This window comes from Elusimicrobiota bacterium, from assembly GCA_016180815.1.
In the GTDB taxonomy this organism is placed as follows: Bacteria; Elusimicrobiota; Elusimicrobia; order JACQPE01; family JACQPE01; genus JACPAN01.
Map to the genome: position 1 here is coordinate 63,301 of JACPAN010000014.1, position 16,503 is coordinate 79,803.

Here is a 16,503-nt window from a genome sequence, read left to right on the forward strand (position 1 = left end):
CATCTTCAGGGTCTCTGAGTCAAGGGCAATTGGCCGATTGGCTTAGGGACAACGCGCGCCGGTCGGATTGTTTCGCCGATCTTCATGTCTCGGTCGCCCGGGAACGCGCGCTGAAATGGCGTAAAGGGCGTTTCGATGAACAGGGCGTTTCATTGTCCACGCAAATCAGCTTGCGCGCCGTTGACGCCTTAGGCAGGGAAGCGTCGGCCGCAGCCGCTGGCGTTTCGCCCGAACCCGCGGTTCTCGAAGGGCTGCTGGAAAAGGCCAAGCGCGCTCTGCCTTATGCCGGAGCCAATCCCTATCGGCCGGCGCCTTCATGGCTGGATTATTTGGGCGAACCAAAGAATGAAAAATCAAAACTTGACATTGTCGACCCGGACTGGGATTTAAAAATCGGCGCTTGGCCGGCGTTGGCGCGGCATTGCCTCGGCCTTTTGGCTCGCCGGAAAGGTTTAAAAGAAGTGCTGGCCATGGAGCTGGCCGCTGGGATCGAAGAGAACGTTTACGCGGCGTCCAATGGGATTGTCCGTCGTGAAACAGGAAGCGCCGGGTCTTTGAGCGTTGAGCTTGTCGCCGAAAAAAAGGGGGAGATCCGCGTGTTCGGCGGCGGCGCATCTTCGAGACGCTGGTCGGATCTTCGGCGCAAAGCGCCCGCCGTTCTTGAAAAAACCGCGCGATTGACATTGGGCTTGGCCGGCGCGCGCCAGCCTCCTTTGGGGCGTTTCCCCGTGGTCATCGATCCCTGGCTGGGAGAAGAGATGCTTGAGCTGTTGGCCCCGTCCTTCAGCGCGGATCGCGTGCACAAAGGGTTTTCTCCTTGGAAAAATAGGTTAGGCGAGACCGTCGCCGGGTCGCCGGTCTCGCTGATTGACGACGGACGTTTAAAAGGGGGTTTGGGCAGCGCCCGCTGGGATGACGAAGGGTTCGCGACCGGACGGCAGGTTCTCATCGACGCCGGGCGCCTTTGCGGTTTTCTTTATGATTTCGCTTCGGCCAGAAAGGACGGCGCGCGCACAACCGGCAACGCGGTTTGCGCAGGCGACGGGACCCCCTCGCCGGGGACCAGTAATTTTTATTTGGCCGCCGGGAAAAGTTCACCCCAGAGTTTGATCGAGGAGACGCGGCGCGGCGTTTACCTGATCGCTTTGCAGGGGCTGCATACCGTTGATTTGGCCGCGGGTCATTTTTCTTTAGGCGGCAGCGGATTTTGGATCGAGGGGGGAGAATTGGCTTACGGAATCGACCGGTTCAGCGTTTCGGGGAATATGTTCGATCTTTTGAAAAGTATCGATGCGGTCGGTTCGGATTTGGAATTCAACGGCTCGATGGCGGCCCCGACCGTGCGCGTCGCTCATCTCGATATTGGCGCATAATTGGGCGCGGCGAATTCCCTATAATTGTTCGAATAGATTTTGCGCGCCGGAGGTTGTCGATGATTAAAGAAGAATTGCTTTCGATTTTGGCCTGCCCCAAGTGCAAGGGGCCGATCGTGGCCGTTGATGAGACGGAAAAACCAGGGGAGCAGAGAACGGGGCCAAGCCTCCAGTATCTGGATTGCCGCAAATGCCGGCTGCGCTATAAGATTCACGACGGCATTCCCGTGATGCTCATTGATGAGGCGCAGGGTTATTAAGGTCCCTAAGACGCCGGCCATGGTTCATCCTTTCAAAGGTTTCAGGTTCGAGCGCGCGACGCTTGTTCGCGGCGAGAGCCTTTGCCTACCTTACGATTGCCTGACGCCCGAATTGGAACGGACATTGCGCAGCCAGGAGTTCAATGCGATTCATCTCGAGGAGCCTCGGCCCAATTTGACGCAGGCCGGCAGGCGTTGGGCGAAGTGGCGGCAAAACGGAGCGCTTCGGCAGGATTCATTGTCGTATTACCTTTTAATCGAGCGTTTCGGCGGCGAGGAGCGGGTGGGGCTGTTGGGTTTGGTGGATTTGACCAGAAAGGACCGGCGGCGCTGGATTTGGCCCCATGAAAAGTTTTATCGCCGTTTCGTGAATCGGCGCAAGCAGCATTTTGAGCGCGTCAAGCTTCATTGCTCCCCCATTTTTTTGGTGGCCGAGGATAAAGACAAAAAATTGGCCGCGCTGTTGAAGGATGTATCCGCAAAATTATCGTCGAGAGCGGTGCCTCTGGGCCGCTCTCCTTTTGATCGAGTCCATCGCGAGTTGGCGGCGGTCAGTGATCCGGCGCAGATCAAGCGTTTGAAAGAAGCGCTGCGCCCTTCGGACGGATTTTTAGTGGCGGACGGGCATCATCGTTACCGCGCCGCTTCGGAATTGGCCGAGCAAGGGCGATTGAAGCATTGCCTGGCTTATGTCACCAGCGCGCAATCGGATGTCGGGCTGTTGAAAAAGCACCCACCCGTGCCCGGGCGAAAAAACGGGCACCGCGAAGCGCCCCCTCCGCTGTTGGCAATTTTGGCCCAAGCCAAAGTCGGCGGATTGTTCCCCAGAAAAACCACGTATTTCTGGCCTAAAGTTCCCTGCGGATTGGTTTATGGTGAGTGCTAAAGCGAACGTCAGGGTAAGATTCGCGCCCAGCCCCACCGGCTTTCTTCATGTCGGCGGCGCCCGCACCGCTTTGTTTAATTGGCTGTTCGCCCGTCATCACAAAGGCACGTTTATCCTGCGCATCGAAGACACGGACGAGGTTCGCTCAACCCACGATTCCGTGGACGCGATTTTAGACAGCATGGTTTGGATGGGCTTGGATTGGGACGAAGGCCCTGTTTATGAATCTCGCTCCGGCGACGCCTGGCGCTCAACGGGCGATTTCGGCCCTTATTTTCAAATGCAGCGTATCGAGCATTACCAGAAGTATTTGCATCAGCTGGAGAAAGAAGGCAAGGCTTATCGCTGCTATTGCACGCCTGAGGAAGTGGAAGCCATGCGCCGGCAGGCTCAATTGGAGAAGCGTCCGCCCAAATATGACGGCCGTTGCCGGAATTTGACGGAGGCCGAACGAAAAGACAGAGAATCGCGCGGCACCAAATACGTTCTGCGTTTTAAAATGCCGCTGGAAGGCGAAACCCTGGTCCATGATTTGATCCGCGGCGAGGTTCGTTTTGAAAACGCCCTGCAGCAGGATTTGGTCATCCAAAAAACGTCCGGGGTGCCCACGTACAACTTCGCCTGCGTGATCGACGATCATTTGATGGAGATTTCCCATGTCATCCGCGGGGAAGAGCATCTTTCCAACACTCCTTCTCAGGTGCAGATGTATTGGGCGTTCGGCTGGCAGCCGCCTCTCTTCGCGCATTTGTCCATGATTTTGGGGCCCGACGGCACGAAACTCTCCAAGCGCCACGGCGCCACGTCGGTTCTGGAATATAAGAATCAGGGCTATTTGCCGGCTTCGCTCAGGAATTATCTTTCTTTGCTGGGTTGGGGCACGGAAACAAGCCAGGATATTTTTGAGCCCGAAGAGCTGATCGCCAAATTCACGGTGGAGCGCTGCCAGAAAAACCCGGCGACCTTCGATTTCAATAAATTGCTTTGGATGAATGGGATGTATATCCGCAAGCTTTCAAAAGAGGCGCTGTTTGAAGCGTCCCGGCCATTTTTATCCGCCGGGCTCATCGATGAGGCCAAGCTTAAAGAGCTGGTGGCGTTGGAGCAGGAAAAATACAAAACGTTTCTGGACGTGCCCAAGCTGCTCGACTTTTTTTTCACGGATGAATACGTTTATCGTTGGCCGGATTTGGAAGGCCTGATGGCTAAGAGCCCGAATCTGAAAACCCCTGCCGAATGCCGCCGTCTGGCCGGGGAATTGACAATACGTTTGGGCCGCTCCTCTGATTTTTCCGCGGCCGCCATCGAGGCGGTTTTGCGCCAAATCGCGGCTGAGTGGAAATGGAAAAACCCGGAGGTTTTTCATCCGCTGCGTTTCGCCGTTTCCGGGCGCCTGCAAGGGCCCAGCCTTTTTCATATGGTTGAAGCCTTGGGCAAGGAACGCGCGCTCAAGCGCCTGGAGCGTTTTTTGGGCAGCCTGAAGGAGTTTAAAGCCGAGGTGCGCTAATGGGTCAAGAATTAAGCCATCCAACCATCGAAGACAAGGGTTTGATCAGCGTGGTGTTGCCCGCTTATAACGAGGAAACCACGCTGGCCAGGGAAATTGACAATATCAGGAGCATCATGGAAAAAACGCCGTATCCCTTTGAGTTTATTGTGGTGGATGACGGTTCCAAGGATAAAACCGCGGAAGTCGCGGCTTCAAAGAACGTCCGGCTTCTAAGGCATAAAGAAAATCGCGGAGTGGGCGCGGCCAGAAAAACCGGCATTTATGAAGCGCGCGGCGAAATCATCGTCACCTCGGACGCGGACGGCACCTACCCCCACGAAGATATCCCCAAGTTATTGGAGTGTTTTCCTGATTGCGACATGGCCATCGGCGCGCGCACCTTGGTGGTTCAAGAGCCGTTTTACCGCTTGTGGCCTAAAAATACGATTCGCTTATTGGCCAGCAAATTAAGCGGCGTCAATATCGAAGATTTAAATACGGGCTTGCGGGCTTTCAAGAAGTCGGCGGCCGTGCGCTATTTTTCCCTGTTGCCGGAAGGCCATTCATGGGAAAGCACCATCACTTTGGCTTTTTTATGCAACGGACATCCCGTTAGATTCGTTCCCATCAATTACTTTAAGCGAAAAGGCGGGCATTCGTCTTTTCACCCGATTAAAGACACGTACAGCATGATTCTCTTGGTCATCCGCACGGTCATGTATTTCAATCCTTTGCGCGTGTTGCTGCCCGTGTCCGCGTTTTTTGTCGGCGCCAGCTTGATCAAGATGTACTATGACCTGATGGTTTATCGCATCATCGGCGGATTCGATGTCTCCCTGTGTTTAACCGGAGTGTTAATCGGCATTTGCGGTTTTTTGGCCGACTTGTTGATTTTGTTGCACAAGAAAAGTCCGCCTAAGATATAGGGTCCGTGAAACCAAACCGAAGCGGCGGTCCCAAACGTTCCGCTGTCGCAGCCGTTGCCGCTCCTGAACGAATCTCCTCGCGCTTAAACCTGTTCATCTGGTTGTCCGCGCTCTGGGCCGTATTCATTGTTTGGAAGTATTTTCATACCCATGGCTATCCGTTGGCGATTCTCGGATCATTGGGCATTAATTTCGCCCCGCCGACGCCTGAGGTTTTGGCGCGACACGGAATCGCTTTCGCTATTTGGGCCGCGTCGGCTTGGGGGCTGGCCTGCGCCGGGCATTTTTTGCTCAGCCTTTTTTTCCGTGAAGAATTCATGGGAACCGAAATATCTGCGGATGCCGCCATCCGGCCGTTATCCGCCTTAAGCCAATTCGTTTTATCCGCGGCCTTGGGGTTGGCTCTTTGTTCCTACGGGATTTTTCTTTTAGGCGTCGCCCAGCTTTACCGCGCTTTCGTTTTTTGGGGATTATGGGCCGCGCTGTTGATTTTGGGCTTAAGCTATGGGTCAATGCGTTTAGCCCCGTTGGCTATGGCCGCCTTGAAGCAAATCGGTCGAATATGGGCCCAAATTTCGATTTTCATCCGGGTTCCGCTCGCTCTCCTTGCGCTGCTTTCTTTGATGATGGCCTTTGTGCCGGATATTTTTTACGACTCCATGGTGTATCACTTCGGCGTGCCCAATATGTATTTGCATGACGGCGGCATCAAGAATTATCCCCATGTCCTTTCCAAATTCCCCATGTTCATGCAAATGATTTATCTCTTCGGTTTGGCGTTAAAAGGCCATGCCGTGGCCAAGCTTTTTCATTGGTTTTGCGCCGCGTTGATCGCCTTGGCTGCGTTTGCTTGGGCCGATGAAGAAGGCGAGCCTTCCGCCGGAGCCTGGGCGGCGCTGGGATTTTTGAGCATGCCCATGGCCATGATGAACGGCTGGACTGGCGGCGTTGATGTGGGGCTTTCCTTATTCGCTTTGTTGTCGATTTGGTGTTGGGTTCGCGCCTTAAGCCGTCCTTCAAAACATTGGCTGTTGGCGGCGGGCGTTCTAGCCGGTATTGTGTTCGCCGCAAAATACACGGCGGCTTTTGTGCCGGTTTTTCTTTTGCTGATTCATGGCGCCCGGAGGGTGATTTGGGATAAAAACCCAAGGGCCGCGCTTCAGGAATCAGTCTGGCTTGTTTTGGGCATGGCGATCAGCGCAGGCCCGTGGCTGATCAAAAATTGGGCGCATACCGGAAATCCATTTTTTCCCTTTTTTAATTTTCTTTTCAACAGCGAGTACTACGATGCCGTCCGTTTTGAGCGCATGCAGGGGGAAAGCCCCGGCTGGACGCCAAATTCTTTTATCCAATGGGCGACTTTACCCTGGCGCCTGACCTTTCAAGAGCTGTCCAGTCTCTCGTTTCCTGGCCCCTGGCCCCTGGCTTTTCTGCCGTTGGGACTCGGTGTGGTCTCAGCCGACAAGTCATCGCCTCGCATGCGCTGGGCCATGGCGGCGGGATTGGCGGCTTTATTCGCCATGTTATATATCAGCCGTTTAACGCGTTACTCTTTGCCTTATTTGGTTGTTGTGTTGATGGCAATGGGTTGGGGCTTGGCGCGTACCCTGCGTTTTCAGCCTAAATTTTTTGCGCATGGTTTGGCTTTATTGGCCTTGATCGTGGGTTTCGGCAATGGGCTGCAGGGATTGGCGATTATGCGCAATGCTTATCTGCCCTGGGATGTATTGTTCGGCCGCGAAACGTCCGTTGAATACCTTTCCTACACGCATTCCGGCATGAATCCTTACCCGGCGACAAAAGCCTTCCAAGCGGTCAAAGAAATCATGCCCAAGAGCGGACGGCTGCTCATTCTAGGCGACGAGAAAGTCTCCACTTGCCCAGTTCCCTTTGATGTGGCCGGTGTTTTTGATGTCCCATTGTTGACGCGTTGGGCTAAGGGCATCAGTTCCGCGCAGGAGCTTTACCGAATAGTGCGCCAAGAAAAAGGCGTCACGCATATTCTGGTCAATGCCAAGGAGGGCGTCCGCATCGGGGGTTATGGAATTTTCGATGTTGAGCCGGATGTTCTGGCCCTTTGGTGCGATTTTTGGCGTCAGCATATCCGTCTGGTCAAAGTCGAACCCATCCCGGAAAAGTTTTTAAACGATAATCCTCCTGTTTTTATTTTTGAGATCGTGGAACAGCTGCCCGCCGGTCAGGAACCGGCTTTCAATCCGGTTCTGCTGCTTTACGAGGAATATAAAGCGCCGTCCAGGGAAGCTGGGGCCATGGAGAAAAAAATCGAATTGATGCGTTCCTTAGCCCAACGCTTCCCGCAAATTCCAGCCTTCGCCCGGCGTTTGTCTGAGCTGAGGGCTTCGGGTCGCTAAGCGCAATCTCCGCCTTGTTTCTTAAGAGGAGGATGCAGCCCCGCTTATTCCCTCTCCCTTGAGGGGAGAGGGTTGGGGTGAGGGTGAGTCCCCCAGGCGTTTTATGGCGGGTTTTTTGCGGGTGTTACGCAAATCCTCGATTTGGATAATGGCGCCGGCGATTCCCAGGTTTTGAATATAAGCCGCATCAGCTTCGATATTGTCTGAGCCCGGCAAATGCCAGAATTCCGCCAAGACCCCGCCGTTGTTTTTCCAGGAGCGGACAGCGGCCTCAGCCGTTTTGCGGTCAGGTTGCATTAAAAACCCCTTGGCATTGACCGGCGTCAGAATTTGCGCCCGGCCATCCCCGCTTTTTGCGAGCAGCCCGGTCAAGCGCGTGAAATTTCGCGTCGCCAACGCAGGCCGGGCTTTGAGCATGCCGCTGATCGCGGAAATAAACAGGGTAAAGAAATTTTTTTGATCGAAGGCCAGGGCCAAATCCGTGATTTGATGATGCAGAATGACCCCGGGTTCTGCGCCCGGCCATTGCCCAAGGCCGAATCCGTCCGAGGCCGCCAGAATATTCATCATCAGCTCGAATTTTAATTTCATGGCTTGGCCGGGATGTTTGAGCATCAAAGCGCCCAAGCGCAGTTGGTTCCAGAGCGAAAGGCGCAGGATTTTTCGCGCCGCGGCTCCGGTAGTCCCGTAGCGGGAAGCGTCCCTGGCTAATTGATACACATCGGGAATCACGAGCCAGGGAGTCAACGGCCAACGGTTCGGGTGTTTCAGCAGAAGGGAAAATAGTTTGGAGCCGGGCAAGGTCATGATCCCGGTGATATTTAACGCAGCGGCTTGATCCAGGATGCCGGCCCAAAGTTCCTCGCGCGTTAAATAAAGCCGGGTCGGCAGGATTTTTTCCTGAGGCAAGAACGGCTGGCTGGATAAGGCCGGGTCCGCGAGGATGAGTTCCACTAGCCCAGCTCGGCCAAGGCAAAACCTCGGCCTTGGATTCGGCTGGACCGGTAAATGGCTTCGATCAGTTTTTGGGTTTTTAAACCGTCTTCCCAGGTGACTTTGGCCGGACGGCGCTCGCTGATGGCTTGAATGAAATCATTGTCCTGGGCCCAATAACCCATTTGTCCCGGCTCCAGATGATCCGGCGCGTTTGTTGTTATGTCCCACGGATAATAAACCTGCCAGCCGTCTTTTTGATGATCTTGATAGCGGAAAACAGCGAGACTGGCCTCATTTAACTCCAAAAATCCTTCCGTCCCTTCCACGCTGATATTAAATCCCATGTCCCGGTACCCGGGGCGGCTCCAGGAGACATGAAGATCGCCGAAAAAATTTTCGTGTTCCAATGTCGCGCAGGCGATGTCCTCGACTTGGGCGAACAGCCGGATCGCGCGCGCCCGGACTTCATGCGGCAATCCAAAAAACGATTGAACCAGGTAAAGCAGGTGGCTGCCGACGATGGCCACGGCCCCGCCGCCTGAAATGGCCGGATTTTGCCGCCATCCCTCGTGGCGTTCGAAAACCTCGGCCAGGTAAAGAGAAGCCCGGTAATGGCGGATTTGTCCGAGGTGGTTTTGTTTCAGAAGCTCTTGAGCCTTTTGAACAAGCGGGTAATGGGCCACCATATAACCCACGGCATGAGCCGGAGCGTCTTGCGATGGAACAAGTCCGGTCATGGCTAAAGCGTCTTGCAAGCTGCCGGCCATGGGTTTTTCGATAAAAAGAGAAATGCCTTTGGCTAAACAGGCCTGGGCCATGGCTTTATTGACGGCCGGGGGCACGCAGGCCACAAGGCCGTCCGGCTGCGTCTCTTCGATCATGCGTTCAACCGAATCAAAAACCGGGATATCAAGCCCAAGCCCTTCGATTTGGCGTTTAGCTGCGCCCGTTTCCTTATCCATTAAAGCGACGACTTCGGCGTTTTTAATGTTTTTAAGAATCGAGAGGTGAAGCAGGCCGATTTTACCCAACCCCGCCAAAGCGATTTTGACTTTGTTCATGAGGCGAAGGTGCGGCGCAATCCCTCGGCCAAAGGCAAGGGTTCGATGCCCAAGCCGCGCATGGACCCGATATCCACGCGAGAGGCCTCGGCCAATCCACGCAGATTATCCACGGTGATGGGCGGCTTTTTGAGAATCAGGGAAAGCGTCCGGGCCCCGGCAAAGGCCACAGGCATGGGGATGGGGATGAATAGGCGTTGTTTATTCATGACTTGCGCGATTCGCCCGATCCATTGCTTGAGGGTGACGGCATCCGGACCCGCGATGTCCACGAGCTTGAGCCCGTTTGATTCGACGAGCCCGGCCAGAGTTCGGGCCACATCATCAAGTAAAACCGGTTGAAACTCAGCGGGTGAGTCGGGAAAAGGGATGACGGGAAACGCATTGATCAAACGCACAAGTTTGGCAAATAATCCCAAATCACCCGGCCCGTACACAATGGCGGGCCGGACGATGACGTAATCGAGGCCTGATTGTTGAACAGCTTCCTCCGCCGTTTTTTTGCTTTGCGCGTAGTCGCTTAAGCGGCGGGCGGTCACCGACTGGGTGCTGACAAAAATAAAACGCTCAACCCTCGCTTCCTGCGCGGCTGCGATTAAGCGTTGGGTCATGTCCACATTGTGTTTTTGAAATTCATTCCGGGAATGGGCGGCTTCCGGAGTCTTGGCGGCCAAATGCAGGACAGTCCGGGCTCCGCTTAAAGCCTCGCGCAATTGACGGGTGGTCTCCTGGTTTAAATCGCTCAAATCGCCGGTGTACATTCGCGTCCGGCGCAAATGTTCGGGAATATTCGCTCCGGGCCGATGCCGCCAGGAGGCGATGTCATAACCTTTGTTGATCAGCGTAGCAACGGCGGCTTTTCCGATAAAGCCGGACGCTCCGGTGATGAAAATTTTTTCTTTCATGAGCGCCGCCGCTGAAGGACAAAGGCATGGTGAATGGCTAAAACCGGCATCAATGGAGCCAGCGCAACGTTATCGATCCAGCGCAGAACGGGAAAAAAAGCCGTGGGCGCCAATTGGGGCCGCCAATTGCCCCCGGTGCACAGGTATTCGATAAAGCTGAAAGGGCGATGAAAGCGCAATTGAAAATCGGGGAATTCTTGTTGAAATTGCTCCCGGTCTCTTTTGAGGAGAAGGTAGCTTAAGGCTTGGTTGGCGCCGCTCATGGGACCCGTGGAGGGAAATTCCCAGGTTTTAGCCTTGGCATTGAAAGGCTCTTCGTGAAAATGAGTGAACAGGATTTTCGCGGTCAATCCCCAATAAGGCTCAACCGCGACAATAACGCCGCCCGGCTTTAAAATCCGCAGGGCTTCCTTAAAAAAGCGCCGGATCTCCGGAATATGGTGCAGGCAGGCAAAAGCATAAATGGCGGCCGTGGATTCATTGTCGAAGGGAAAGGACCGGGCGTCGAGCACGCGATCCAAGCCCGGCACAGGTTTGACATCCGTGGTGATGGCCTGGGGCCGGATTTCTTTAAAGAACCCGCCGCCGCTGCCGATTTCGATTTCCAGACCCTCAACCCCGGCCGCTATTTCCTCGCGCCGGCGCACCATGTCCTTATAGACGCATTCGTGAAAATCGCGCAGGGGCTTTTTTGTCTTAAAAATTTGAGCTTGAAGAATCGCGCTTTGGGCGCTGTCTTGGTCGAGATTTTTATAGGAAGAATGCTTGAAAAAATGAGCCAACCCCACGGTTAAATAGTAGCAATTCAGGCTCTCCCCGGAGTCAGGGGGATGGTAAAATTAACCACCCTTAATGCTATTCGACGTAAAAGGTAATTAATATTCAATGACGGCAGTGCTAGTCAGAGAAGGGCTATCTGGAACACCTTGGAATAAAGGCCTGACGAAATTAACGCATCCCAGTGTCGCAAAAATGGCCTTGTCCAGATCAGGCAAGCGCTACGGTCCCTATCGTTCTTCCAAACCTTTGAATTTGTCTCGTTCTGCCGAGCTGGCCGAATTGATAGGGATTATTTTGGGAGATGGATCTCTTGCGCCAAGCTCACGCACCCAGAGATTGTTGATTTCTCTCGATTCACGCGTTCAAGATCAAGTGCGTTATACGGCTTATTTAATGAAAAATGTTTTTGAGATTGAGCCTAAGGTGGTCCTTCAAAAAGGAGCCCATTGTAACCGTGTTTACATCTATCACAATGGGATCGCCGAAGCCTTGGGTTTGCCGCTCGGCAACAAGATAAAAAATGACGTTGGAGTTCCCCGATGGATTAAGGACGACGACAGCCATCTCAAACTATGTTTGCGGGGTTTATTTGAAACAGACGGCAGTTATTACGAACAGCCGCACAACTCGACTTATGTTTTGGACTTTAAAAATAAATGCCGGCAACTTTTGCAGGACGTTTTTGACGGTTTGGTTCAGCTCGGCTACCGTCCGCAAAAGGGCGGCGATTATGTTAGGCTAGCGAAAAAGGCCGAAGTTCAAAAATTTGCCAAGGAAATAAACTTTCGAAATTTTAGTTGCCGGATCAGATAACGGTAGTCTGCGTGGCTCTGAACCACGTCGTCTAGGTTCGAATCCTAGTCCGGCAGAGGTCTTTGACAGTAAACAAACCGCCCCTCCAAGTGGTCCAGATCCCCCCATATTTTGGGTAAAGGCTTTAAAGAAATCTGGACATTGGACTTCACGGCATCCAGGGTAACCTCTTTAACCAGAAGGCTTAAGAGTTCCCTTTGCTCCTTTGTCTCGAGCTTCCCTATGACGGTCACGAAGTTTCGAATCGAGTGTTGCACCAAATCCGCGTCTACCTGCTGGCATTCCAGATGGACAATCTCCTTTTCCAAAACGTTCACGGCGACCTCAATCTCCTGCTTCTTTGCCGCCAACTCATCCAACCGTGATTCATAGAACTGCCGTCTGGGCGCATCCGGTCCTTGTTCGCCAAGGATGCGCACAATGTTGCGCGCCTCGTTTTCTGCCCTGCCCAGGTCAGCAGTCAAAAGGCTTTTTTGCTGCCTCTTTGACGGCAGCTGCTGATCGCATGATTCCCGTGTTGCGTTAACGATATTTCCGATGAGCTCCGGGTTATCCCCCAGAAGCCCCAATCGCCGCAGGACGAAGTCCTCCAGAGCCCTGGCGGGCACGCTCCTTACAGTGCATGAATTCTTGTCGCCCTTGCTGACGGAAACGCACCGATAGTAGAAGAAACGTTGGCTCCTGCGTTTCTTGAACACGCCGTGGGGCGTCATGGCATGTCCGCATGAAGCGCATCGGACCAAGCCCCTAAGAAGGTAAGCATGCTTTATTTTTTCTACTTCCCTGTGCCTACGTCCCTTGCCGTTGGCGTTGAGAAGCCCTTGAACCGCATTGAACACCTCTTCGGAAACGATTCCCTCATGTTCTCCTTGAAACATCTGCCCTTGGTAAGCGATCTTGCCGATGTAAATCGGATTGATCAGAAGATACCAGAGATTGCCGCGATTGAATTTGCCGCCTCCTTTGCGGTTGCCATTGCTGGCCGTCCATTCTTTCATCCTATATCCCCGGCCGTTGAGAGTCTTGGCGGTGGCGTATAACGACCGCATTCTCAAATATAAATCGAACATCTCGCACGCGACATTTGCTTCTTCTCTGTTCACGCTCAAACGCTTGCGCTCTTTATCGATGTCATAACCTAAAATGGGGTGTCCGCCCGGTCTTTTGCCCTTGCGAACCATCGCCGCCATTTTGTCTCTAGTCCTCTCGCTGATCATCTCGCGCTCAAACTGGGCGAAGTCCATCAATATGGAACGCATCAGGCGACCTACCGAAGAGGTGGTGTCAATGGGTTGAGTTACGGAAACGAACGCCACGCCATGCTTGTCAAAAATATCAAGGACATGGAGGAAATCTTTCGTATTACGGCTGAGGCGATCGTACTTGTAACAGACCACCGCCTGAAATTTTTTCTGTTTCGCATCAGCCAAGAGCCTTCTAAGGGCTGGCCGATCCATATTGCCACCGGAAAAGCCGGGGTCATTGTATGCCTCCGGGTAAATACCCCACCCCTCGCCCTCGCGGCTCTTGATGAAGGATTGGCAATACTCTCTTTGAGAATCGAGGGACGTGAAATCAGAATTTAGATTTTCGTCAGTAGATTTTCTGGTATAGATCGCGCACCAAAGAGGCGCATTTTTATCCCGCTTTTCTCGATTTTCCATGCCCTTCGGAACCTACCTTCCTTCACCCCTTGCAATCAAGGTTCAGCTTGCCCTTTCGGGACCGAAGGATAAAGCGGGTTCGCCGAAGAATCAAGGGGGCTTAAATTTTCGTTTTGAGAGCCTTGCTTTTGTTGCTGGGCTATCCGAACGCAGGCTATTGCCAGAAGTTCGATGATTCGTTCAGTTTGTTCATCGGGAGTCATGTTTTCGGCATCTAAGAGACGGCGATAATTTTCCATTGGTTCCATCAATAAATGCTGTTTAAGCGGAAAAAATGGACAGGCGGCCCGGGCCTTATTTGTTTATTTTGAGGCCAAGGGCTAAAATTAGAAGATGCACCAGCGCTTTGCTCTTCTTTTTAACGAAGGAAAATTATTGTGACGCACAGAACCAAAATTCTTGTCATTGACGATGAAAAAGACATCGGCGTCATTATCGCCCGCTGCCTTACCCGTCATGGCTACAGAGTTCACTGCGTCACCGGGGGAAAACGGGGCCTTGACGAAGCCATGAGCGGCAAATTTGACATGGTTATAGTGGACTGGACAATGCCCGAACAATCAGGCGCGGAAATTATCAATCAGTTAAGAGCATCCCAAGAAACCCACGATTTGCCTATTCTGGTTGTGACAGGCAAAAGGAACCCCGATTTCTTGGATGACAGTTTGAACGTAGGAGCCGATGATTTTCTTTTCAAGCCTTTTGCGCTGAGGCATCTTGCCAAAAAGGTCGGCCGGCTGCTTCATTGGGCAAGCGCTTGACAGGCGGCCTCTAAATTGAGATATTCGCAGTAACTGTGAATGTTAAAGAAAGGCAGAACCGCATTCCTGACACCGACGGCCAACTCCCCGAATGGGCCATCCATATATCCAAGATTTATGAATGGGCCCAACAGCCCAGGCCCCTTGGCGGCCGGCTGACCAAGCGGACTATCCAGTGGTATTCCTCCTGCGGACTGATACCCTCTCCCAAGCATTTCGGCCGCGAAGCCTATTACAACAAGCACCTTATTTTTGACTATCTGAGAATCATTGAGATTCTAAACAGAAAATTCGATTTTCTCTTAAGCGAGGTGCGGCGCATCGTCAGAAATACGGAGAGTCTAGGCGATATGATAGGCGTTGGCGCACAAGATGACGGGGAAACAATTTTTGAACACCCCATTTCTTTGCTCTGCGATCTCTTACAGGAATTTTTGGAGTACGAAAAAAATGAAACATCCAAATGCGACCACACAACGGACGGTCCTGATTTCACCCAGGAACAGAGGGAGCGCCTCACCTCTCTGGAAAAGGAGATCTTGGGGCGTATGCGGGGCAGCAAAGAGGAATTGGAAAAACTGATCACCGGAGGGATCATCAACCTGGAGGAAGAATTGTTCCTGAAAAAGGGCAAGGAGAAAAATGAGGAGGCAGATAAAACGGTAGAAGCGAGCGGCGTAGCCCTATAAAATTTTTTATGGATTGTATGCAGTTACTGTTAATAAGATTATCAACCGCAATTGGTATTCTTTTTCAACCAATATGTTCGCGGCGGATGGTAATGCCGAAAAAGGATCGGCTGATTTGACTATAACGAACTAAGTTTGCTATCGTCTAATAATATCATGGAAGCGCTGACGAAAAAACAAAAAGAGGTTCTGGATTATATCGTCCAAAAGATTGAAGAGAAAGGCGTTGCCCCGAGTTATCGGGAAATCGCCAAAAGGTTCCGCCTTCGCTCTCTGGCCACGGTTGCCCTGCATGTACGCGCGCTTATCCGCAAGGGATGCCTTGCTCGGGAAAAATGGCGCGCGCGCGGCCTCACGCCAACCGGATACGCATCGCCAACGCCGGGCTCTTTGATACCAGTTCCCCTTTTGAGCGGCTTTCTGCCCGCGGGTCCAACGCAAGAGCTTTCCGAGGAAGTGGAAAAAACCCTTTTCATTGACCGCTACCTGCTTAAGGGCAGTGGGCGGGACTGCTTTGCCATGAAAGTCAGGGGCATCAGCATGACGGGCGCGGGCATTGAGGATGGTGATATGGTGGTGGCCAAGCGCCAACAATTTGCGGATCCGCGAAATTTGGTCATTGCTCTAAAGGACGGAGAGGTTACTCTAAAGCGTTTCATACCGCAGGACGGCGGGGTGCTCCTTAAGGCGGAAAATCCTCAGGCGCAGTCATATTTTATTCCTCTTAAAGCCGACGATCAGAGGGTCAAAGGCATCATTGGAAAAGTCATCAAAGTCATCAAGGACGTCAAGCCGTGAAACTCCAAGCAAAGACGGAAGCGCCCATTTCCTGGGACACAATCCGGGAAGTCTTTGAACACCTTGAGGGCATAGGTTATTTTGGCAAGGTGGAGATCGCCTTCCAGGGCAAACCGGTCCGGGTCAATTTCAACCGCTCCATGAAGGGAGACGAAGAGCTTAAAAGATTTTTACTGCGGGAACGACCCGCGGTGTACAACGCGAAACCTGTTGCCAACGGCAACGATTAATATTTAGGCCAGCAACGCTGGAACGACCAGGGGCTGCCTGGGCCTGCCTTTAATTATTAAGGGCGGTCTTGGCAGCCCTTTTTGTTTTCCCAGGCAAGCTGTTCATTTTTTCGCAAAAAACGGCATTTAAGAGTAGAGGTTTTAGTAGAGCTTCTTAAATAGAAAGGGCTTTGAAGAATAAAGGCAAAAGCAATGAAACGGGAAAAGCGCTGCATCCAATGCAATACCTTGCTGGCCATTGAGCAGAATGGAGAGATGATCATCTGCTACAAGGAGCTCTCCATCGTGGCTGAGCCAGGATCCGTGATGCGCGTCTCTTGCCGTAAATGCCACACGCCAAACAGATTCTTTGTTGAAAGGAGCGAGATTGTAACCAAAGCCTAAAAATCCACGAGGCGCTAGACGCCCAAATAGTCGGCCTTTTGAGGCGCAAGACGTCCCGGCCGCAAGGACGGGACTATGCAGAAAAACGCCTCAAAAGAAAAAATACGCGAATGCCTCAATGAAGAACTTGGCAGTTCGCAATTTCAGAAACAATACCGGGCTCTTTTAGAAACCGA

16 protein-coding genes and 1 tRNA gene are annotated in these 16,503 nt (G+C 52.8%); 12 read left to right on the plus strand and 5 right to left on the minus strand.

The window, feature by feature from the left end:
- Window positions 1-29 precede the first annotated feature (29 nt).
- Genes HYT79_07785 through HYT79_07810 form a run of 6 tightly spaced genes read left to right on the plus strand, consistent with a single transcriptional unit; the run spans window position 30 to window position 7,306 of the window.
- Complete coding sequence (locus tag HYT79_07785; protein MBI2070493.1) at window positions 30-1,373, plus strand: TldD/PmbA family protein; 1,344 nt, start codon at window positions 30-32, stop codon at window positions 1,371-1,373.
- A gap of 59 nt (window positions 1,374-1,432) precedes the next feature.
- Complete coding sequence (locus HYT79_07790; protein MBI2070494.1) at window positions 1,433-1,633, plus strand: Trm112 family protein; 201 nt, start codon at window positions 1,433-1,435, stop codon at window positions 1,631-1,633.
- Window positions 1,634-1,652: 19 nt separating this feature from the next.
- Window positions 1,653-2,519: a DUF1015 family protein gene (locus HYT79_07795; protein ID MBI2070495.1), complete on the plus strand. Its 867-nt coding sequence runs from the start codon at window positions 1,653-1,655 to the stop codon at window positions 2,517-2,519.
- Window positions 2,506-4,026: a glutamate--tRNA ligase gene (locus HYT79_07800; protein MBI2070496.1), complete on the plus strand. Its 1,521-nt coding sequence runs from the start codon at window positions 2,506-2,508 to the stop codon at window positions 4,024-4,026. Before HYT79_07795 ends, HYT79_07800 begins: the two co-directional genes overlap by 14 nt.
- The gene (locus HYT79_07805; GenBank protein ID MBI2070497.1) at window positions 4,026-4,934 is read left to right on the plus strand and encodes a glycosyltransferase family 2 protein; all 909 of its coding nucleotides are present in this window, start codon (window positions 4,026-4,028) and stop codon (window positions 4,932-4,934) included. The genes HYT79_07800 and HYT79_07805 overlap by 1 nt, the downstream gene beginning before the upstream one ends.
- 5 nt (window positions 4,935-4,939) lie before the next feature.
- A complete protein-coding gene (locus tag HYT79_07810) occupies window positions 4,940-7,306 on the plus strand; it encodes a glycosyltransferase family 39 protein (GenBank protein MBI2070498.1) in 2,367 nt (788 codons plus the stop codon).
- Window positions 7,307-7,327: 21 nt separating this feature from the next.
- Here the strand turns inward: HYT79_07810 and HYT79_07815 are convergent, their stop codons facing one another.
- Genes HYT79_07815 through HYT79_07830 form a run of 4 tightly spaced genes read right to left on the minus strand, consistent with a single transcriptional unit; the run spans window position 7,328 to window position 10,990 of the window.
- Window positions 7,328-8,260: a hypothetical protein gene (locus HYT79_07815; protein MBI2070499.1), complete on the minus strand. Its 933-nt coding sequence runs from the start codon at window positions 8,258-8,260 to the stop codon at window positions 7,328-7,330.
- Window positions 8,260-9,303, minus strand: coding sequence for a Gfo/Idh/MocA family oxidoreductase (locus tag HYT79_07820; protein ID MBI2070500.1), 1,044 nt, complete (start codon window positions 9,301-9,303; stop codon window positions 8,260-8,262). Before HYT79_07820 ends, HYT79_07815 begins: the two co-directional genes overlap by 1 nt.
- Complete coding sequence (locus HYT79_07825) at window positions 9,300-10,208, minus strand: NAD-dependent epimerase/dehydratase family protein (GenBank protein MBI2070501.1); 909 nt, start codon at window positions 10,206-10,208, stop codon at window positions 9,300-9,302. The genes HYT79_07820 and HYT79_07825 overlap by 4 nt, the downstream gene beginning before the upstream one ends.
- Window positions 10,205-10,990 (minus strand): class I SAM-dependent methyltransferase, encoded by a 786-nt coding sequence (locus tag HYT79_07830; protein ID MBI2070502.1) that lies wholly within the window; start codon window positions 10,988-10,990, stop codon window positions 10,205-10,207. Before HYT79_07830 ends, HYT79_07825 begins: the two co-directional genes overlap by 4 nt.
- Before the next feature lie 103 nt (window positions 10,991-11,093).
- On the opposite strand from HYT79_07830, the gene HYT79_07835 reads away from it, so the two are divergent.
- Complete coding sequence (locus HYT79_07835) at window positions 11,094-11,801, plus strand: hypothetical protein (protein MBI2070503.1); 708 nt, start codon at window positions 11,094-11,096, stop codon at window positions 11,799-11,801.
- A tRNA-Gln gene (locus HYT79_07840) sits at window positions 11,787-11,857 on the plus strand. The genes HYT79_07835 and HYT79_07840 overlap by 15 nt, the downstream gene beginning before the upstream one ends.
- Here HYT79_07840 and HYT79_07845 read toward each other — a convergent pair.
- Window positions 11,846-13,465 (minus strand): recombinase family protein, encoded by a 1,620-nt coding sequence (locus HYT79_07845; protein MBI2070504.1) that lies wholly within the window; start codon window positions 13,463-13,465, stop codon window positions 11,846-11,848. The genes HYT79_07840 and HYT79_07845 overlap by 12 nt on opposite strands.
- Window positions 13,466-13,842: 377 nt before the next feature.
- Between HYT79_07845 and HYT79_07850 the strand changes: the two genes are divergently transcribed.
- The 4 genes from HYT79_07850 to HYT79_07865 all read left to right on the plus strand — a co-directional run bounded on the left by HYT79_07850 (window position 13,843) and on the right by HYT79_07865 (window position 15,943).
- Window positions 13,843-14,226, plus strand: a complete 384-nt coding sequence (locus HYT79_07850) for a response regulator (protein MBI2070505.1) — start codon at window positions 13,843-13,845, stop codon at window positions 14,224-14,226.
- 35 nt (window positions 14,227-14,261) lie between these two features.
- Complete coding sequence (locus tag HYT79_07855) at window positions 14,262-14,915, plus strand: hypothetical protein (GenBank protein ID MBI2070506.1); 654 nt, start codon at window positions 14,262-14,264, stop codon at window positions 14,913-14,915.
- A gap of 156 nt (window positions 14,916-15,071) precedes the next feature.
- Complete coding sequence (gene lexA, locus HYT79_07860) at window positions 15,072-15,713, plus strand: repressor LexA (protein MBI2070507.1); 642 nt, start codon at window positions 15,072-15,074, stop codon at window positions 15,711-15,713.
- The gene (locus tag HYT79_07865; protein ID MBI2070508.1) at window positions 15,710-15,943 is read left to right on the plus strand and encodes a hypothetical protein; all 234 of its coding nucleotides are present in this window, start codon (window positions 15,710-15,712) and stop codon (window positions 15,941-15,943) included. The genes lexA and HYT79_07865 overlap by 4 nt, the downstream gene beginning before the upstream one ends.
- Window positions 15,944-16,503: the final 560 nt, after the last annotated feature.